The sequence below is a fragment of the Nocardioides sp. CPCC 206347 genome (genome assembly GCF_048654605.1).
Classification (GTDB): Bacteria; Actinomycetota; Actinomycetes; order Propionibacteriales; family Nocardioidaceae; genus Nocardioides.
Window position 1 is genome coordinate 543,401 of the sequence record NZ_JBMCYZ010000002.1, and the last position, 15,315, is coordinate 558,715.

Here is a 15,315-nt window from a genome sequence, read left to right on the forward strand (position 1 = left end):
TTCATCATCCCTCGTCGCCCACGGCTGCCGGGCCGGTGTGCGCTGCATCGGCCTCACGCCGGTCCTGCCGGTGCCAGACCACGCGCTGGGCGAACGGGATCTCGATGCCCTCGTGGTCGAACCGGGCCTTGATCCGCTGGCGCAGCTCCCGCGCCACGGCCCACTGCTCCAGCGGCGCCGTCTTCACCATCACCCGGATCGTCACCGAGTCGGCGGCGAGCATCTCGACCCCGGTCACCTCGGGCTCCTCGATGATGACGTGGTTGAACTCGTCGTCCTGCCAGAGGTCGTGGGCCACGTCGCGCAGCACCCGCTGCACGCTGGCCAGGTCCTCGCCGTACCCGACGGACACGTCGACGACGGCGCGCGACCAGTTCTGGCTCTTGTTGCCGACGCGCTGGATCGCGCCGTTCGGGACGTACCAGACGGTTCCGTTGATGTCGCGGAGCCGGGTCATCCGCAGGGTGACGGCCTCGACGGTCCCGTTGGCCTCGCCGACGTCCACCACGTCGCCGACGCCGTACTGGTCTTCGATGAAGATGAAGATGCCGGCCAGGAAGTCGCGCACCAGGGACTGGGCGCCGAAGCCCAGCGCGATCCCGAGGATGCCTGCGCTGGCGATGATCGGCGCGATGGCGACACCGAGCTCGCTCAGCACCATCGTCCCCACGATGGCGACCACGACGAACGTGACGATGCTCTTCAGGACGCCGGACATCGTGGCTGCGCGCTGCTTGCGCCGCGCGTGGACGGCGCCCTCGACCCGCTCGGTCAGGACACCGCGTTCGGCGCGGCGGGCCACACGATCGACCATCCGGTGCAGCAGCCACCGGACGACAAGGCCGAACACGATCAGGCCCAGGATGGCGAGCGGCTTGCCGATCAGGATGTCGGACCAGTCGGCGAGCCGACTGTTCCCCGTCCAGTCGTAGGCCAGGTCGCAGACCTGTTCACCGTCGGCGCAGGGACTGGCCGCAAGAGGAGCGGACAGGGACAGCGGGAGGGCGGTGGGGAGGGACAGAACGGACAGCGTGGACGCCGACATGGAGCCAGTCTCCCAAAGCCTCCTGAGGCACTTGTCGACACCACCCCCGCCACCGAGGTCGTTCTCCCGATATCCTCCTCCCGTGACCAGCACTGTTCTTCGACGTCTCCTCGCTGTGTGCGCCCTCGTCGGCGCGAGCGCGCTCCTCGTTGTCGTGTCGGCAGGCACCGCCTCCGCCGACACCCCGGAGCCTCGCCCCGGCAGCTGGGAGCCGAAGCCCGACATCGACGTGCTGCACGCGTTCCTCGTCCTCGGCGGCATCCCGTTGCTGGCCTTCGTGGTCATCACGCTGCTGTTCGTGGCCCCGGCCCTCGCCCGTGGCGAGGACCTGAGCATCGACGCGCTCGTGCCGGAGAACCAGTGGCTCGGTGGCCCGCGCAAGGCGGCCGGTGAGCTGGCAGCGCCGGACTCCGACAACTCGAAGGCCGGCGGCGCCGGCGGGACCTGGTAGCCCGACATGAACAGCAACGGATCCCTGAGCGAGGCAGAGCGCGCCAAGCTCGACGTCACCATCCGGCACGCCGAGCAGGCGTGCCGTGCCGAGATCTCGGTGTTCGTCGGATCCGCCACCGGTGACCCGCGCGACTTCGCCACGAGCCTGCACAACACGCTCGTGCTGCCCGCCCGCAGCGTCCTGATCATGGTCGACACCGCCCGCAAGGCCGTCGAGATCGTGACCGGCGGTCACGTCCGCGAGCGGCTCACCGACGACGAGTCGTCGCAGGCGGTCGCCGCGATGACGGAGCTCTTCGCCGCGGGCGACCTCGCCGGTGGTCTCAACCGGGGGATCGAGTTGCTCGGCGAGTTCGCCCGCGACTAGTTCCGGCACCACCTCGCCGGGTCTCGAGACGGTTGCTGGGCAACCTCCTCGACCACCGCGGCCAGCTTCGCGGCCTACGCGTCGAACGCCTGCGCCGCGAGGGCCCGGGCCACGTCGGCGCGTCCTTCGCGGACGTAGCGCACCGCACCGGCGTTGACGGTGTCAGCGTTGTCGGCGAGCCATGCGTCGACCGCATCCAGGGTGGCCTGCGTGGCCAGGATGCGCGGGAAGATGAACTCCAGCGCGACGGACGCCTTGTGCGCACCGAGTCGCTCCCACGTGCCGGCGACCTCGGCGAGGTACGTGGCGACGTACGACGCCAGCACCTCCTCCTGGCCCGGCTGCATGAATGCGAGGACGACGCTGCGCTGGGTCTCGTTCGGGACCGACGGGTCGAGCAGTGCCTGGGTCCAGGCCCGCTCCTTCGCCGCAGCGGTCGGCATCGCGGCGCGGGCCGCGGCCGACTTCTCCTGGCCGGAGATGGTGTTGTCGTTGGCCAGCTCGCCGTCGATGCGGGCATCGTCGGCGCGCCCGACCCGAGCCAGGGCCGTGAGCAGCGACCAGCGAAGGTCCTGGTCGACGGCCAGGCCCTCAAGGACGAGGGACCCGTCGAGGATGGCCTCCAGGTCGGCGATCGCGGCGTCGCTGGTCGCAGCGCTGGCGTAGGTGCGCGCGAACGTCAGCTGGTGGTCCGTGCCGGACTCGGCCTGCTCGAGCAGGGCACGAAGGCCCTCCTGCCAGCGGGCCGACAGGGCTGCCCGGCCGGCCGGGTCGCTGTAGAGGTTGACCGCCTGTGCGGCGTACACCGGGATCCGGCTGAGGCCCCAGGCGTCGGTCTCGCTGCCGATGTTGCCCAGGACGAGCGTCACGAAGTCGCTCGCGGAGAGCTCGGCGTCGCGGGTCATGTCCCACGCAGCGCTCCAGATCAGCGCCCGGGTCAGCGAGTCGTCGATGTCGGAGAGGCGCGCGATGGCCGTGGCAAGGGATCGCTCGTCGAGGCGGATCTTGGCGAACGCCAGGTCCTCGTCATTGAGCAGCAGCAGCTCGGGCTGGGTCTTGCCGACCAGTTCGGCGAGCTCGGTGCGCTCGCCCTCGACGTCGACCTCGACGTAGTCGGTTCGGACCAGGCGGCCCTCGTGGTTGCTGTTGTAGAAGCCGACGCCGACCCGGTGGCGCCGCAGTGTCGGGTGGTCGACGGGCGCGGTCTGGCGCACGGCGAAGGCCGCGTAGGTGCCGTCGGCCGCCACCTCGAGCTCGGGCGTGAAGGTGTTGGTGCCGGCAGTCTGGAGCCACTCCTGCGCCCAGCTCGACAGCTCGCGGCCCGACGCCTTCTCGAGTGCCGTGAGCAGGTCGGAGAACTCGGTGTTGCCGTACTCGTGGTCCTGGAAGTACTGGCGCAGGCCGGCGAGGAACGGGTCGAGGCCGACCCACGCGACGAGCTGCTTGAGCACCGCCGCGCCCTTGGCGTAGGTGATCATGTCGAAGTTCACCTCGACCGCGTGCAGGTCGACGTTGTCGGCCGCGATCGGGTGCGTCGAGGGCAACGAGTCCGCGCGGTAGCCGGTCTGCTTGCGGGCGTTCGTGAACCCGGTCCAGGCGTCGTCGTACGACGTCGCGAGGGCCTCGGCGTGGTAGCAGGCCCACTCGGCGAACGACTCGTTGAGCCAGAGGTCGTCCCACCACTTCATGGTCACCAGGTCGCCGAACCACATGTGGGCCATCTCGTGCAGGATCACCGACGCGCGGAACTCGTAGAACGAGCGCGGCTGGCGCGAGCGGGGGAGGTACTCGTCGCGAAGCGTCACGCAGCCGGCGTTCTCCATCGCGCCCATGTTGTACTCGGGAACGTAGAGTTGGTCGTACTTGCCGAACGGGTACGGGTAGCCGAAGGCGTCCTCGAAGAACTCGAAGCCCTGCTTGGTGAGGGTGACGATCTCCTCGCGGTCGCGCTCGAGGAACTCCTTGAGCGACTGCCGGCTGTAGTGGCCGAGCGGGATGGTGCCGTGCTTGCCCTCGTAGACGTCCTGGACCTCGTAGTAGTCACCGGCGACGACGGCCGTGATGTACGTCGACATCGGCTTGGTCGGCGGGAAGTTCCAGACCGCGGCCTCGACCCCGTTGATCGAACCGGCCGGGACCGGCGCCGGCGTGGCCGCGTTCGAGACGACCTTCCAGTGCGCCGGCGCGGTGACGTTGAACGTGAACGGCGCCTTGAGGTCGGGCTGCTCAAAGGTGGTGTAGACGCGGCGAGCGTCCGGCACCTCGAACTGTGAGTAGAGGTAGATGTTGCCGTCCGCCGGGTCGACGAAGTGGTGCAGGCCCTCGCCGGTGTGGGAGTAGGTGCAGTCGGCCCGCACGACCAGGACGTTCTCGGCCTGCAGGTCGGTGAGCGTGATCCGGCTGTCGGCGTACGCCGTCGCCGGGTCCAGGGGAGTGCCGTTGAGCGTGATCTCGTGGATCGTCGCATCGACCAGGTCGGCGAACGTGCTGCCGCCCGGGGCGCGGCACGTGAAGCTCAGCGTGGTCGTCGACCCGAAGGTCTCGACGCCCTCCGCGGTGGCGTTCGTGAGGTCGAGGTCGATGACGTAGGACGTCACGCTGACGAGGGCCGCGCGGGTGGCCGCTTCGTCGCGGGTGAGGTTGGTGCCGGGCATGCCGTCATCCTTACATCCACCCCACATTGTCAGACAATCGGGTGGGCTCGGCGGGAGGTCGGGCAAACCCGAAAGCGCGGAACTACAACCGTGTAACTATGAAAAGTCAACGCGACACGCCAGTGAAGCACGAGATTTCTGGGGATTTTGTTGCGTTTTGGGGCACATGTGTCCGATGGTGTTCGACATGCGCAACCGGGGACTGGCTGCGCGCTGGGGGACCTCCGTCGTCACCAGTGCGCTCATCGCGACCTTGCTGCTGGTGGGATCACCAGTGCGGGTCGGTGCGCCCATCTCCCCATCGGCAGCAACCACGTATCTCTGCAGTGGTTACTCCAGCTGCCGCAGCGCCGGCTACTCCGACGCCGGGTACGGCGCCGTGAGCAGCACGATGTACTGGCGGATGTACTCCGGTCACAACTGCACCAACTACGCCGCGTACCGGGTGATCAAGTCCGGCGGACCCGCCACGCGTCCGTGGACCGGCGGAGGCAACGCGAGCGAGTGGGGCTTGCGGATGGCCAGCATCACCGACGACGTCCCGAACGTCGGCGCCATCGCCTGGTGGGGCCGCTACTCCAACGGCAGCGGCTCGGCCGGACACGTCGCGTACGTCGAGCGCGTGGTGTCGCCGACCGAGATCGTGATCTCCGAGGACAGCTGGGGTGGCACGTTCCACTGGCGCAGGATCCTGAAGTCGAGCGGGCGCTGGCCGACCGGATTCATCCACTTCACCGACAAGCGCATCGTCGGCAAGACCCCTCCGGTCATCAGCGGCACCAGCGCCGTCGGCTCCACCCTCAGCACCACGACCGGCCTCTGGTCGGTCAGCCCGAGCAGCGTCACGTACAACTGGCTGGTCGGGGGCGTCAGCACCGGCGTCGTCACGCGCACCTTCACGCCGCGCCCGGCCGACGTGGGCAAGCCGATCACGGTCACCGTGCGCACCAAGCGGTCCGGCTACACCGACGGGGTCCAGACCTCGGTCGCCACACCCGCCGTCGTGCCCGGCAAGTTCGTCCTCGACGAGCAGCCCGTCGTCCAGGGGAGTCCGTACGTCGACGAGGTGCTCACCGCCACGACGGGGACCTGGCTTCCGGCACCCGGCCGCACGTGGTGGCGCTGGTACGCCGACGGCGTCCTGCTCAAGGGCAACGACACCGCCCAGCTGCCCCTCGTGCCGGAACTGGTCGGCAAGGTGATCAGCGTGCGCGCAGTGGCCCGCCAGGACGGCTACGTCGACACGGCGGCACCGACGATCAGGGTGGGCGCCGTCCTGAGCGGCAACATCGAGGTGGCGAGCCCGTCGGCGATCACCGGGAAGGCGAGCCTGGGCAACACGTTGCGGGCCGTCACCGGCGCCGTCACCCCGGCCGACGCGACGGTGACGCTCCAGTGGCTGCGCAACGGGGTGCCGGTGCCCGGCGCGACCACGGCGTCGTACCGCCTGACCGCACCGGACGCCGGGAAGACGATCTCGCTCAAGATCAACCGCACCCGCAAGAACTACGCACCGCTCCCGGAGACGCTGGTCAGGCCCGGTGTGGTCATCAGCCCGGGGACGGTCAGGCTCACGACCACCACGCGCGGCCGCACGGTGACGGCGGCGATCCAGATCACCGCTCCCGGTGTCGCCCCGGTCACCGGCAGCGTCCGGGTCCGGATCGGCGGGTCGGTCAAGGAGCTGCGCCTGGTCGACGGTCGGGCACGGTTCTCCGCGAAGGTCGCCTCGGCGGGACGCAAGGACGTCATCGTGACCTACCTCGGCTCGGCGGCTGTTCCGCGGGTTCGTCGGGAGTCCTCGGTCGTCGTCCGCTGAGCGGTCGGGGAATGCTGCGGCGGGTGCCGTGGTTCGGCCACCATGTCCTCCGTCTCCGAGCGCAACCGCGCCGACCTCTGGTTCGACCCGCTCTGTCCCTTCGCCTGGATCACCTCGCGCTGGATCCTCGAGGTCGAGAAGGTCCGTGACGTCGAGGTCGTCTGGCACGTGATGAGCCTGGGTTACCTGAACAAGGACCGGGACCTGCCCGAGGAGTACCGCGCCCGGCTCGCCCCTGCCTGGGGCCCCGTCCGGGTGCTGATCGCCGCGCAGGAGCGCCACGGCGACAAGGTCCTGCTCCCGATGTACGACGCCTTCGGTGCGCGCATCCACGTCGGTGGTCGTCCGTTGCACGAGGAGCCCGACGGCGGTCTCGGCCTCATCGCCGAGGTGCTCGACGAAGTCGGACTCGACCCCGACCTGATCGATGCGGCCACCGACCCGTCGTACGACGCCGCGGTCGCGAAGTCGCACCACGAGGGCATGGACGCGGTCGGCAACGAGGTCGGCACGCCCACGATCCACGTCAACGGCACCGCCTTCTTCGGTCCCGTCCTGTCGAAGATCCCGCGCGGCGAGGACGCCGGCCGGCTCTGGGACGGCACCGTCGCGGTCGCGTCGTTCCCGTACTTCTACGAGCTCAAGCGCTCGCGGACGGGTGACCTCGACTTCTCCTGAGGGCGTGGCGCGGGCCGGGCGCCGGAGTCCCTAAGGTTGACCCCATGACGCATGTCCTCTCCGCTGTCGCCTGGCCGTACGCCAACGGCCCACGCCACATCGGCCACGTGGCCGGTTTCGGTGTTCCCTCCGACGTGTTCAGTCGGTACCAGCGGATGGCGGGCAACGAGGTGCTCATGGTGTCGGGCTCCGACGAGCACGGCACGCCGATCCTGATCGCTGCCGACGAGGCGGGGGTGACCCCGCAGGAGCTCGCCGACAAGAACCACCGGCTGATCATCGAGGACCTGGTCGGACTGGGGGTCAGCTACGACCTCTACACCCGTACGACGACCGGCAACCACCACGCCGTGGTCCAGGAGCTCTTCCTCGGGGTCTACGAGAACGGCTACTTCGTCGAGCAGACGACGTACGGCGCCATCTCGCCCTCGACCGGCCGCACCCTGCCGGACCGCTACATCGAGGGCACCTGCCCGATCTGCGGGTACGACGGCGCCCGGGGCGACCAGTGCGACAACTGCGGCAACCAGCTCGACCCGCACGACCTGGTCAACCCGCGCTCCAAGATCAACGGCGAGACGCCGGAGTTCATCGAGACGCAGCACTTCTTCCTCGACCTCCCGGCGCTGGCCGAGGCGCTCACCGAGTGGCTCGACGGCCGCGAGGCCACGGGCCTGTGGCGGCCCAACGTCATCCGGTTCAGCCAGAACATCCTCAAGGAGATCCGCCCGCGGGCGATGACCCGCGACATCGACTGGGGCATCGCCGTTCCGCTGGACGGGTGGCGCGAGAACCCCACCAAGAAGCTCTACGTCTGGTTCGACGCCGTCATCGGTTACCTGTCGGCCTCGATCGAGTGGGCCCGCCGCACCGGCGACCCGGACGCCTGGCGCGACTGGTGGAACGACCCCGAGGCCCTGACGTACTACTTCATGGGCAAGGACAACATCACCTTCCACTCCCAGATCTGGCCGGCCGAGCTGCTCGCCTACGCGGGCAAGGGCGACAAGGGCGGGTCGCCGCGTGAGCTCGGTGTCCTGAACCTGCCGACCGAGGTGGTGTCGTCGGAGTTCCTCACGATGGAGGGCAAGAAGTTCTCCTCGTCGAAGAAGGTCGTCATCTACGTCCACGACCTGCTCGAGCGCTACCAGCCGGACGCCTTCCGGTACTTCGTGGCGGCGGCGGGTCCCGAGAACCAGGACTCCGACTTCACCTGGGCCGAGTTCGTCCGTCGTACCAATGACGAGCTGGTCGCTGGCTGGGGCAACCTGGTCAACCGGACCGCCAACCTGATCGCCAAGAACTTCGGCGAGATCCCGGCGGCCGGTCCGCTCACGGACGAGGACACTGCCGTCCTTGCCGCGACCGAGGCCGCCTTCGACACCGTCGGTGACCTGATCGGCAAGCACCGACAGAAGCAGGCGATCGGTGAGGCGATGCGTGCCGTCGCCGAGGTCAACAAATACGTCTCCGACTCCGAGCCGTGGAAGATCAAGGACGACCCGGAGCGGCTCGCCACGATCCTGCACGTGATGGCGCAGTGCGTCGCCGACCTGAACATCGTGCTCAGCCCGTTCCTGCCGTTCTCCGCCAACGAGGTCGACAAGGCCTTCGGTGGCGAGGGTGCGATCGCTCCGATGCCGCGGATCGAGGAGGTGGCCGACCTCGACGTCGAGGGTCGGTCCTACCCGATCATCACCGGCGACTACACCGGGTTCCCGGGCTGGCGGCGCCACCCGATCGAGGTGGGCCGCGCCGTGGCGAAGCCGACGCCGGTCTTCACCAAGCTGGACCCCGTCGTCATCGACGAGGAACTCGCCCGTCTCGGCGTCTGAGTCGTGACGCCACTGGTCGACCTCGGCACCCGGAAGTTCTGGCGTTCGCTGGGGCGGCCGGTGGACCTTGCGGGCGCGCACGCCTGGTTGCGTGCGCCGACGAGTACGTCGGCGGTCGTCCGCGACGGGTGGCTGGCCGCGGAGGCGGCGCTGCACGGCGGTCGGGTCGAGGAGGACTCGCCGGACGCGGGCCTGCTGGCGTCGATGGCCGAGCTCGACGGACCGGGGTTCAGCGCGGCTGACCTGCTCCCGCAGGTGCGGGACTTCTACGAGCACACCGCGCAGTGGCACGTCGAGGTCTGGAGCGCGTGGGCTCCGTGGGCCTGGCCGGGAGGCGAACTGATCTCGCGGTTCTTCGGCAAGCGCGTCGAACAGCTCGCCCTCCCGACCCGCCCCCTGGACGTCGCGCAGGGCATGGACAGCCGGATCTCGGTGATCCGCGACGCCTCCGGCGACCAGGTGGCGGCCGGCTGGCTGCGGACCCTGCGCGCCACGGGGGAGTACGTCTTCAGTGGCTGCTACTCCCATCGGACCCTGCCGGGCGCGGGCCGCCCCTCGGTGCACGTCGCCTTCCCGCTGGAGTCGGGCAATGTGCAGGTCTTCCTGAAGCCGTCGGTCCTGCCCGACGGGTCCTTGTGGCTCGAGTCGCCGGGCGGACGCTTCGGCCAGGACGGTGCGTACGTCGTCGTCGAGGACGGTGGCCGCACCTTCGCCTCCCGTGCGCCGGTCCACGAGACCTTCCATGTGTACGTCGACGACCGCGGCGTGCTGCGGACCGACCACGTGTTGCGCATGGGCCGGGCCACCGCGATGCGCCTGCACTACAAGCTCGAGCGGACCTGACCCGGTCTCCACTGATCGTGTGCGAATTCCGCGAGGTCGCCTAGTCTCCACGGGTATGAGCACCGCCTTCCTGCTGACCTCGCTGGTGATCTGCGTGACGCCGGGGACGGGCGCGCTCTACGCCATCGCAGCGGGTCTCACCCGTGGCACCCGCGCCGGACTGCTGGCCGCCTTCGCCGGAACCCTCGGCACGATCCCGCACATGCTCGCGGCGATCACCGGGCTGGCCGCGGTGCTGCACGCGAGCGGTGTGGCCTTCGCCGTCCTGAAGTACGCCGGCGTGGCGTACCTGCTCTACATGGCGTGGTCGACCTGGCGCGACCGCGGTGTGCTCACCGTCGACGAGGACGCCGCCGGTGCGGGGTCGACACGTTCCGTGCTGATCTCCGGGATCACGCTCAACCTGCTCAACCCGAAGCTCACCATCTTCTTCTTCGCCTTCCTGCCGCAGTTCGTGCCGGCCGGAACGGGCGCGGTGCCCGCGATGCTGGCGCTGAGCGGGGTCTTCATGCTGATGACCTTCGCCGTCTTCGCCGTGTACGCCGCCTTCGCTGCCGCCGTCCGCGACCAGGTCCTGTCGCGCCCGAAGGTCGTCGACCGGATGCGCAAGGCCTTCGCCGCGAGCTTCGCCGTACTGGCCGGACGGTTGGCCTTCGAGTCCCGCTGACGGTGCCCCGAAATCCGGTTGAACCCGACGGCCCGTGAACGGGACGATCAACCATGAGCAGTGAGTACGACGTCTGGTTCACCGACGACGCGAGGGCGTTCCTCGCGCGGGCGGGTGAACACCTCGCCCAGGACCCGGTGACGGGCACCGTCGTGAGCACGACCGCCCAGCGCTACGCCGACCACGGAGCGCCGGAAGACCTCCCCTACGCCTGGTTCGCGGTCGTCAGCGGCCCGACGGGCGAGATCGACGGAGTCGCGATGCGGACGGCCCCGTTCCCGCCGTACCCGCCTTACCTGCTGGCGATGTCCGACGGCGCGGCCGAGGCGCTCGGCCACGCACTGGTGGCGCGCCGTGAGGAGAGCGGCGAGGAGGTCGGCGGCATCAACGGCCTGCGGCCGGCGTCCGACATCGTCGCGAGGATCCTCGCCTCCGACGCAGGCACCGAGGTCTGCGTCTCGATGCACCAGCGTCTGCACGAGCTGGGCACGCTGACCCCCGCCCGCCCGGTGGCGGGCAGCCTGCGTCCGGTCCGCGACGACGAGGCAGACCTCGCGCTGACCTGGATCCGGGAGTTCTTCCTCGACGCCAACGAGCAGGCCGGCCGCGCGCGCAACGACGGCCACCACGCCGATCACTTCAGCCGAGCGGACATCGAACGCAAGCTGGAGGACGACGTCCTCCGGTTCTGGGTGGATGAGGAGGACCGGCCGCTGCACCTCACCGGCTGGAACCCGCCGGCCTACGGCGTGGCCCGGGTCGGGCCGGTCTTCACGCCGAAGGAGCAGCGCGGGAAGGGCCTGGCCAGTGCCGCGGTCGCCCAGGTGTCCGCCGAGCTGCAGGACGCGGGCAACCGGGTCATCCTGTTCACCGACCAGGCGAACCCCACGTCCAACGCCATCTACCAGGCGCTGGGCTACGAGGCCGTCGCCGACACCATCGAGCTCCGCTTCGCCTGACGCGCCTAGGGTGCCGGCATGGCATTGCACCCCCAGGCACGCCGGGCGGTCGAGCGGGACGCCGCCGCGCTCCCGGTGACCGACCCCCGCTTCGACATCGACTCCGCGCGGGAGCAGCAACGGCTGATCGCGCGGGCCGATGCCCGCGAATCGCTCGCCGAGGTCCGTGACGTGGACGCGGGTGGAGTCCCGGCCCGCCTCTATCTCCCGGCCGGGTACGACGCCGTGGTGCTCCACGCACACGGCGGCGGGTTCGTGTTCAACGATGTCGAGGTCCACGACGCGGCCGTGCGTCGCTTCGCCCGGATTGCCGGGGCCGCCGTGTTGAGCGTCGACTACCGCCAACCCCCGGAACACCGCTTCCCGGCGGCCGTCGATGACGTCCGATCCGCACTGGACTGGCTGGACACCCAGCCCGACCTTTCCGGCCTGCCGACGTTCAGCCACGGAGACAGCGCGGGCGGCAACCTCGCCCTCGTCACGGCGCTGCGTCGTCCGGACCGGTTCGCGGGCGTGGCGCTCCTCTATCCGTTCCTGGACCCGACGGCGTCGTACGACTCCTACCGCACGGCGGCCGACGGGTTCAGTCCTGACGAGGCCGCCTGGTACTGGCAGCAGTACGCCGCCACGGCTGCCGACCTCACCGACCCCGATCTCGCACCGCTCCTGTCGGACCGGCTCGGCACGCTCCCGCCGACCCTGGTGACGACGGCCGAGCACGACCCGCTGCGCGACGAGGGCGAGCACCTCGCGCTGCTGCTGGCCGAAGCCGGGGTGGAGGTGGTGGCCACGCGCTACGCCGGACAGATCCACGGCTTCTGGCGCCACGCGGCGGTGTTCGACGCCGCCGAGCCGATGATGCGCCAGGTGGCCGGCTGGATGCGGATGCTCGTCGAACGCAGCTGAGCCAGCCCGGCTCAGCCCGGAACCAGCCCGGCATCAGCCCGGGTCGACGACTTCGAGCGTCCCGTCCTCGCGCTGCCAGAAGCTCGCGATGTGCATCCGCCGGAGCCGCCCGACGCGGTCCCACGCGTGGTAGATCATCCGCAGGGAGTTCCCGTCGACGAAGGCGCTGCCGCCTCCCGGTCCGAGATTGCCGGTCGACTGCGTGGAGAGCAGGGGAGCGCCCCGGTTCTGCCGGACGCACGGCCCCTCCGGGCCGGCGCAGATCGCGTAGCCCGTGGCGTAGTTGGCGTTCTCGTAGTTGTTGCCCGAGAAGAAGAGGTAGGTCACGCCCCGGAACTGGACCATGTTCGGGTTCTCGATCGTGTCGCCCTCCCACGGTTGCGACAGCGTCAGCAGCTCGCGGGTCTGTGACCTGGGGGCGAAGCCGGTGCCCTCGGCGTTGAGCCGGCGGACGAAGAGGCCCGCGGGACGGCGATTCACCACGCCGGAGAACTTCCACAGCAACCAGGGCACGTGCTTGTCGTCCACGAAGATGTCCGGGTCGATGACACCGAGCTGCGCCTCGCCGTAACAGATCTGCTCGCCCACGGGCCGGAACGGACCGCCGGGCGACGAACCCCGGGTCAGTCCGATGCAGTTGTGCCGCTGCCCGCCGCTCCTTCCGGCCGGAGCGGCGTACGCGGCGGTCCAGCCGTTGCCGATCCGCTCCACGCCCGGGGCCCAGAGGTCCTGGCCGCCACTCCGGCTGTGCACCCAGCCCGCCGCCTGCAACGGGTCGACCTTCCGGCCGCCGCGCGTCGCCAGCGGAGTCCAGGTACGCAGGTCCCGGGAGGTCAGGGTCGGGAGCCGCAGGCCGGAGGTGTTGGTGGCGTAGGCGTACCAGTTGTCGCCGTGGCGCAGGATGTCCGGGTCGGCGAAGTAGCCGCGGTAGGCGGCGCCGACGCGCCACCGTTCGCTGCCGGGTGCGATGTCGATCGGCTTGGGTCGCCGTTGCTTCGGGAGCTTCTGGGCCAGGCGCTCGGCCAGCTTGGCGAGGTCCTGCATCTCCCCGGCCAGCACATCGCTCGGCAGCGTGGTCGGGAGCTCGGTCTCCTCGGGGATCAGTGGCGCCTCCGAGCTCGCTGCCGCCTTCGGCTTGGCGGCCTGGCCGTCACCGGCACAGGCGGACGCCGCCATCGTCACTGCGACGAGCGCAGCGACCAGCGCGCGCACCCGTCGTCCCCCAGTCATGTTCACCCGTGATCACTCCCTCTGGCCCGACACCCTAGTTACAGCGGTTCGCCACTAGACTCCGAATCCCATGACTGAGCCCGTAGCGCGCCCTGCCGAGACCTTCGCCGAGGCCGAGGACGCCCTCCTGTCCCGCTGGCCCGAGACCCGCCTCGAGCCGTCGCTCGACCGGATCCGTGCCTTCACCGAGCTGCTCGGTGACCCGAACGCGGCGTTCCGGTCGATCCACCTCACCGGCACGAACGGCAAGACGTCGACGGCGCGGATGATCGACGCGCTGCTGCGCGCCCTGGACCTGCGCACCGGCCGCTTCACCAGCCCGCACGTCGAGAAGATGAGCGAGCGGATCAGCATCGACGGCGAGCCGCTGGACGATGACGCCTTCGTGCGGGCGTTCAACGACGTGGCGCCGTACATGGGCCTGGTCGACGCCGCCGAGGACCACCCGCTCAGCTTCTTCGAGGCCGTCGTCGGCATGGCGTACGGCGCCTTCGCCGACGCACCGGTCGACGTCGCCGTGGTCGAGGTCGGCATGGGTGGATCGTGGGACGCGACCAACGTCATCGACGCCGACGTCGCCGTCATCACGCCCATCGCGATGGACCACGCCAACTTCCTCGGCGGCACCGTTGCGGCGATCGCCCGTGAGAAGGCCGGCATCATCAAGCCCGGCGCGGTCGTGGTCGTCGCCCAGCAGTCGGGCGAAGCGGCGGCGGTGATCCTCGAGCGGGCCACCGAGGTCGGTGCCACGCTGGTCCGGGAGGGCCTCGAGTTCGGTGTCGTCACCCGCTCGCCGGCGGTGGGTGGCCAGATGATCGACCTCCAGGGCCTGCGTGGCCGGTACGACGAGATCTTCCTGCCGCTCTACGGCGTCCACCAGGCGCAGAACGCGGCAGCGGCCCTGGCCGCGGTCGAGGCGTTCTTCGGCGGGGACGAGCCGCTCAGCGACGAGCTGGTGCGCGCCGCCTTCGCCGAGATGACCTCGCCCGGACGCCTGGAGATCGTGCGCCGCAGCCCCACGATCGTGCTGGACGCCGCGCACAACCCGCACGGCGCGGAGGCCACGGCCGCCGCGCTGGACGACTCCTTCCAGTTCGCCCCGCTCATCGGCGTGATCGGCGTGATGGGGGACAAGGACGCCGAAGGCCTGCTCGCCGCGTTCGAGCCGCACCTCGAGCACGTCGTCATCACCCAGAATTCCACGGCCCGCGCGATGCCGGCCGAGCAGCTCGCCGTGACGGCCCGGGAGGTCTTCGGCGAGGACCGGGTCTCCGTCGTCCCGGTCCTGGCCGACGCGATCGACGAGGCCGCCGGCCGCGCCGAGTCGGGTGGCGACGACGCCCTGAGCTCCGGAGCGGTCCTGGTGACCGGTTCCGTGGTCACCGTCGGCGAGGCGCGGGTGCTCCTCGGAGGCAACAAGTGAGCGACCCGACGAACGAGGCGGACACCTCGGAGCAGGCCGGTCCGCCCGACCCCGAGCGGCAGAAGTCCCCGCGCCGCGCGATGTGCGCCGCCGTACTCTCGCTGGAGGCGATCACGCTCGGCCTCACCATCCCGGTGATGATCTCGCTCTCCGACGTCCGCCCGGCGGTGGCGCTCTCCGTCGGCCTCGGCCTGGCGGTCGCGTGCGTGCTGGCGGCCGGCATGTTGCGCCGGGATTCGGCCTACTACCTGGGCCACGCGATCCAGGTCGCCGCGATCGGACTGGGGTTCGTGGTGGGGATCATGTGGGCGCTCGGGCCGCTCTTCGCCCTGCTGTGGGGGGCCGCCTACTGGCTCGGACGCAAGATCGAGCAGGAGCGGGCCGATGCCTTCGCCGCATACGACCGTGGCCGCGAATCCCAGGTCTAGTTCTGCCT

The 15,315-nt window shown here is 70.1% G+C and carries 14 protein-coding genes; 11 read left to right on the top strand and 3 right to left on the bottom strand.

Annotated features, from left to right (window positions below; translation table 11 throughout):
• Positions 1 to 4: 4 nt before the first annotated feature.
• Positions 5 to 1,045, bottom strand: coding sequence for a mechanosensitive ion channel family protein (locus ACOACQ_RS09005; protein WP_378596433.1), 1,041 nt, complete (start codon positions 1,043 to 1,045; stop codon positions 5 to 7).
• A gap of 82 nt (positions 1,046 to 1,127) precedes the next feature.
• On the opposite strand from ACOACQ_RS09005, the gene ACOACQ_RS09010 reads away from it, so the two are divergent.
• The gene (locus ACOACQ_RS09010; protein ID WP_378596434.1) at positions 1,128 to 1,496 is read left to right on the top strand and encodes a hypothetical protein; all 369 of its coding nucleotides are present in this window, start codon (positions 1,128 to 1,130) and stop codon (positions 1,494 to 1,496) included.
• 6 nt (positions 1,497 to 1,502) lie between these two features.
• Positions 1,503 to 1,865, top strand: a complete 363-nt coding sequence (locus ACOACQ_RS09015; protein WP_378596435.1) for a DUF5130 family protein — start codon at positions 1,503 to 1,505, stop codon at positions 1,863 to 1,865.
• Between the two features lie 74 nt (positions 1,866 to 1,939).
• On the opposite strand, the gene pepN is transcribed toward ACOACQ_RS09015, so the two are convergent.
• Positions 1,940 to 4,519, bottom strand: coding sequence for an aminopeptidase N (pepN, locus tag ACOACQ_RS09020; protein WP_420288093.1), 2,580 nt, complete (start codon positions 4,517 to 4,519; stop codon positions 1,940 to 1,942).
• Positions 4,520 to 4,706: 187 nt separating this feature from the next.
• Between pepN and ACOACQ_RS09025 the strand changes: the two genes are divergently transcribed.
• Genes ACOACQ_RS09025 through ACOACQ_RS09055 form a run of 7 tightly spaced genes read left to right on the top strand, consistent with a single transcriptional unit; the run spans position 4,707 to position 12,226 of the window.
• The gene (locus ACOACQ_RS09025; RefSeq protein WP_420288094.1) at positions 4,707 to 6,338 is read left to right on the top strand and encodes a CHAP domain-containing protein; all 1,632 of its coding nucleotides are present in this window, start codon (positions 4,707 to 4,709) and stop codon (positions 6,336 to 6,338) included.
• A gap of 42 nt (positions 6,339 to 6,380) precedes the next feature.
• Positions 6,381 to 7,016 (top strand): DsbA family protein, encoded by a 636-nt coding sequence (locus ACOACQ_RS09030; RefSeq protein WP_378596438.1) that lies wholly within the window; start codon positions 6,381 to 6,383, stop codon positions 7,014 to 7,016.
• A gap of 44 nt (positions 7,017 to 7,060) precedes the next feature.
• Complete coding sequence (gene metG / locus ACOACQ_RS09035; protein WP_420288095.1) at positions 7,061 to 8,851, top strand: methionine--tRNA ligase; 1,791 nt, start codon at positions 7,061 to 7,063, stop codon at positions 8,849 to 8,851.
• A gap of 3 nt (positions 8,852 to 8,854) precedes the next feature.
• Positions 8,855 to 9,694 (top strand): hypothetical protein, encoded by an 840-nt coding sequence (locus tag ACOACQ_RS09040; protein ID WP_420288096.1) that lies wholly within the window; start codon positions 8,855 to 8,857, stop codon positions 9,692 to 9,694.
• 55 nt (positions 9,695 to 9,749) lie between these two features.
• Positions 9,750 to 10,361 (top strand): LysE family translocator, encoded by a 612-nt coding sequence (locus ACOACQ_RS09045; protein ID WP_378596442.1) that lies wholly within the window; start codon positions 9,750 to 9,752, stop codon positions 10,359 to 10,361.
• Positions 10,362 to 10,414: 53 nt separating this feature from the next.
• On the top strand, positions 10,415 to 11,320 hold the full coding sequence (locus ACOACQ_RS09050) for a GNAT family N-acetyltransferase (RefSeq protein WP_420288097.1): 906 nt from the start codon (positions 10,415 to 10,417) through the stop codon (positions 11,318 to 11,320).
• Between the two features lie 18 nt (positions 11,321 to 11,338).
• Positions 11,339 to 12,226 carry an alpha/beta hydrolase gene (locus ACOACQ_RS09055; RefSeq protein ID WP_378598168.1) on the top strand — a complete coding sequence of 296 codons (888 nt, stop codon included), beginning with the start codon at positions 11,339 to 11,341 and terminating at the stop codon, positions 12,224 to 12,226.
• Positions 12,227 to 12,259: 33 nt separating this feature from the next.
• On the opposite strand, the gene ACOACQ_RS09060 is transcribed toward ACOACQ_RS09055, so the two are convergent.
• On the bottom strand, positions 12,260 to 13,456 hold the full coding sequence (locus ACOACQ_RS09060) for a glycoside hydrolase family 43 protein (RefSeq protein WP_378598170.1): 1,197 nt from the start codon (positions 13,454 to 13,456) through the stop codon (positions 12,260 to 12,262).
• 70 nt (positions 13,457 to 13,526) lie between these two features.
• On the opposite strand from ACOACQ_RS09060, the gene ACOACQ_RS09065 reads away from it, so the two are divergent.
• Both ACOACQ_RS09065 and ACOACQ_RS09070 read left to right on the top strand, forming a co-directional pair.
• On the top strand, positions 13,527 to 14,879 hold the full coding sequence (locus ACOACQ_RS09065) for a bifunctional folylpolyglutamate synthase/dihydrofolate synthase (RefSeq protein WP_378598172.1): 1,353 nt from the start codon (positions 13,527 to 13,529) through the stop codon (positions 14,877 to 14,879).
• Positions 14,876 to 15,307, top strand: coding sequence for a DUF4233 domain-containing protein (locus ACOACQ_RS09070; protein WP_378598174.1), 432 nt, complete (start codon positions 14,876 to 14,878; stop codon positions 15,305 to 15,307). The genes ACOACQ_RS09065 and ACOACQ_RS09070 overlap by 4 nt, the downstream gene beginning before the upstream one ends.
• Positions 15,308 to 15,315 lie beyond the last annotated feature (8 nt).

Bases quoted from the DNA above. Each gene is read 5' to 3' on its own strand.
- ACOACQ_RS09005 (WP_378596433.1), bottom strand. From the start codon at position 1,045: ATGTCGGCGTCCACGCTGTCCGTTCTGTCCCTCCCCACCGCCCTCCCG.
- ACOACQ_RS09015 (WP_378596435.1), top strand. From the start codon at position 1,503: ATGAACAGCAACGGATCCCTGAGCGAGGCAGAGCGCGCCAAGCTCGAC.
- pepN (WP_420288093.1), bottom strand. From the start codon at position 4,519: ATGCCCGGCACCAACCTCACCCGCGACGAAGCGGCCACCCGCGCGGCC.
- ACOACQ_RS09025 (WP_420288094.1), top strand. From the start codon at position 4,707: ATGCGCAACCGGGGACTGGCTGCGCGCTGGGGGACCTCCGTCGTCACC.
- ACOACQ_RS09030 (WP_378596438.1), top strand. From the start codon at position 6,381: ATGTCCTCCGTCTCCGAGCGCAACCGCGCCGACCTCTGGTTCGACCCG.
- metG (WP_420288095.1), top strand. From the start codon at position 7,061: ATGACGCATGTCCTCTCCGCTGTCGCCTGGCCGTACGCCAACGGCCCA.
- ACOACQ_RS09045 (WP_378596442.1), top strand. From the start codon at position 9,750: ATGAGCACCGCCTTCCTGCTGACCTCGCTGGTGATCTGCGTGACGCCG.
- ACOACQ_RS09050 (WP_420288097.1), top strand. From the start codon at position 10,415: ATGAGCAGTGAGTACGACGTCTGGTTCACCGACGACGCGAGGGCGTTC.
- ACOACQ_RS09055 (WP_378598168.1), top strand. From the start codon at position 11,339: ATGGCATTGCACCCCCAGGCACGCCGGGCGGTCGAGCGGGACGCCGCC.
- ACOACQ_RS09060 (WP_378598170.1), bottom strand. From the start codon at position 13,456: ATGACTGGGGGACGACGGGTGCGCGCGCTGGTCGCTGCGCTCGTCGCA.
- ACOACQ_RS09065 (WP_378598172.1), top strand. From the start codon at position 13,527: ATGACTGAGCCCGTAGCGCGCCCTGCCGAGACCTTCGCCGAGGCCGAG.